Origin of the sequence: Thermoplasma sp. (assembly GCF_008709555.1) — an archaeon.
GTDB lineage: Archaea > Thermoplasmatota > Thermoplasmata > Thermoplasmatales > Thermoplasmataceae > Thermoplasma.
Map to the genome: position 1 here is coordinate 118 of NZ_VYIJ01000043.1, position 582 is coordinate 699.

Sequence of the window (582 nt, forward strand, 5' to 3'; positions counted from 1 at the left end):
TGTGTTTATCCGGAGCCCGGTGATCATAATATTTAACTATTTTCGGCGGTTGTGCCTACAATGCCTGAAATGCTGTGGTATGAGCATCGGGAATACCGGCGCCAGCTTTATATTGAGGCATACCGGAATATGCTTCAGTGGGCCGAACAGCTTATGATGTATCCATCTCCGCAGGTGAGGGAAAGCTTCCGTCGTGCTATCAGACGCTCCGAGCAGCTTTACAACGAATTTGTCCGGGACTATGGCCAACCGCCCATAATGAATGTGGAGATAAAATAGCCGAGCGGTTTGGTTTGCAGCCCATTAATATATTGCGATCCGTGTAAGTCGTTTAACCCAAAGAAAGACAGTGATATGTATGTGTCCAGCGATGGCTAATCCCGTAAATATCGCCGTTTTGTGCATCCGGCAATCATCGTAGCCAAGATTTATATGCGAAATTGTGTTTCGTTTTTCTATGCACGATTTAACATTCGAGTCCAAGATGCACCGGAATGGAATGGTCGTTATTCCGGCCGATATCGTCAGGCAGATGGGGTTGAAAAAGGGCAGTTTTGTTCTCTGTTTCTTTCATGTGGAGAA

Annotated in this window: 1 protein-coding gene; it reads left to right on the top strand. The window is 46.0% G+C overall.

Annotated elements, in window-relative coordinates:
• Positions 1–484 precede the first annotated feature (484 nt).
• Positions 485–582, top strand: a 98-nt coding sequence (locus tag F6Q11_RS07625) for an AbrB/MazE/SpoVT family DNA-binding domain-containing protein (RefSeq protein WP_394349638.1), incomplete at its 3' end; no start/stop codon positions are given.